Annotated in this window: 2 protein-coding genes; both read left to right on the top strand. The window is 68.7% G+C overall.

Annotated elements, in window-relative coordinates:
- A partial coding sequence (locus tag RMO12_RS12420; protein WP_309639533.1) for an SUMF1/EgtB/PvdO family nonheme iron enzyme occupies positions 1–747 on the top strand: 747 nt, incomplete at its 5' end.
- 32 nt (positions 748–779) lie between these two features.
- Positions 780–1,640 (top strand): putative selenate ABC transporter substrate-binding protein, encoded by an 861-nt coding sequence (locus tag RMO12_RS12425; RefSeq protein ID WP_309639534.1) that lies wholly within the window; start codon positions 780–782, stop codon positions 1,638–1,640.
- Positions 1,641–1,775 lie beyond the last annotated feature (135 nt).

Raw genomic sequence — 1,775 nt, forward strand, 5'->3', positions numbered from 1 at the left:
GACATGCACCGCGAAGCCTGGGTGACCATGGCCCAGCATCTGGGCGTGCCGCTGGCGGGCCTGGCGCCCGCCGCGGTCACGGCCGAGGGCCAGTGGCGGCTGCCGGCGGGTGCGTTTAGGAGGGGCAGTGCCGGCGCGGGCTTCGCCTTCGACAACGAACTGGTGCCGCACGACGTGAGCGTTGACGCCTTCACCATCGACCGCGCGCCCGTCACCTGGCGCCGCTACTTGCCCTTCATCGAAGCCGGCGGCTACGACCACCCGCGCTGTTGGTCGGACGAAGGCTGGGCCTGGCGCCGGCAGCACAGCGATGGCCGCCCGCTGCATCTGCTGCACGGCTCGAGCGGCTGGCAGCGCCGCCGGTTCGGCCGTCTGGTCGCGCTCGACCGCGACCTGCCGGCCATGCACCTGAGCGCGCACGAGGCCCATGCCTGGTGTCGCTGGGCCGGCAGGCGGCTGCCGAGCGAGGCCGAGTGGGAGTACGCCGCCACCCTGGCGGCATCGTCGGGCGAGGTGTTCGACTGGGGCCAGGTGTGGGAGTGGACCGCCAGCCCCTTCACGCCCTACCCGGGCTTTTTGCCGCACCCTTACCGCGACTATTCCGAGCCCTGGTTTGACGGCCGGCCGGTGCTGCGCGGGGCCTCGTTCGCCACCGCCGAGCGCATGAAGCACGCGCGTTACCGCAATTATTTCCCGGCCGCGCGCAACGACCTGTTCGCCGGCTTGCGCTGCGTTTCCTTGGTGTAATGCGCGCCACCATTGCTTAAAAGAAAGCGACCATGAATCGATTGGTCACGCGTTGGCTCCGCCCCCTGATCGTCTGCAGCCTGCTCGGCGCCGCCGCGCTGGCGCAGGCCCAGACGGTGTTTCGTGTCACCGCGATTCCCGACGAGGCGCCCACCGAGTTGGCGCGCAAGGCGCAGCCGCTCATCAAGTACCTCGAGGGCGTGCTCGGCATGAAGGTCGAGTTCACGCCCGTGACCGACTACGCGGCTTGCGTCGAGGCGCTGGTCAACAAGAAGGTCGACCTGGCCTGGTTCGGCGGCTTTACCTTCGTGCAGGCGTATGTGCGCTCGGGCGGCAAGGTGCTGCCGATCGTGCAGCGCGAAGAGGACGAGAAGTTCAAGTCGGTGTTCATCACCGGTGACCCTTCGATCACCAGCCTGGCCGACCTCAAGGGCAAGGACGTGAGCTTCGGTTCGCAAAGCTCCACCAGCGGCCATCTCATGCCGCGCAGTTATCTGCGCCAGGCCGGCCTGGACCCCGACAAGGATTTCAAGCGCGTCGCCTACAGCGGCGCGCACGACGCGACCATCGCCGCCGTCGCCTCGGGCAAGGTGCAGGCCGGCGCGCTCAACGCGTCGGTGTGGGACAAGTTCGTGGCGGAGAAGAAGGTCGATACCGACAAGGTGCGCGTGTTCTTCACCACGCCGCCCTACTACGACTACAACTGGAGCGTGCATGCCGACATGCCGGCGGCCGTGCGCGAGAAGCTCACGCGCGCGCTCCTCGCCCTGGACCGCGCCACACCCGAAGGCAAGGAAATCCTCGAGCTGCAACGCGCCACGCGCTTCGTGCCGACGAAGGTCGAGAACTACCAGGGCATCGAGGCGGCGGCCAAGAGCGCCGGGCTGCTGTGAGAACCTGCGTGTGGCCCTTGAAGCGGCTGGCGCAGCCGGGCCGTGCGTGAAGATCGAGCTGCGACAGATCGAGGCGCGGCATCCGGCGGCAACGCGCGGCGCGGCTTCGGCGCTGCGCGGTCTGAGCCTGGACAT

It is taken from the genome of Methylibium sp. (genome assembly GCF_031393925.1).
Classification (GTDB): Bacteria; Pseudomonadota; Gammaproteobacteria; order Burkholderiales; family Burkholderiaceae_C; genus Methylibium.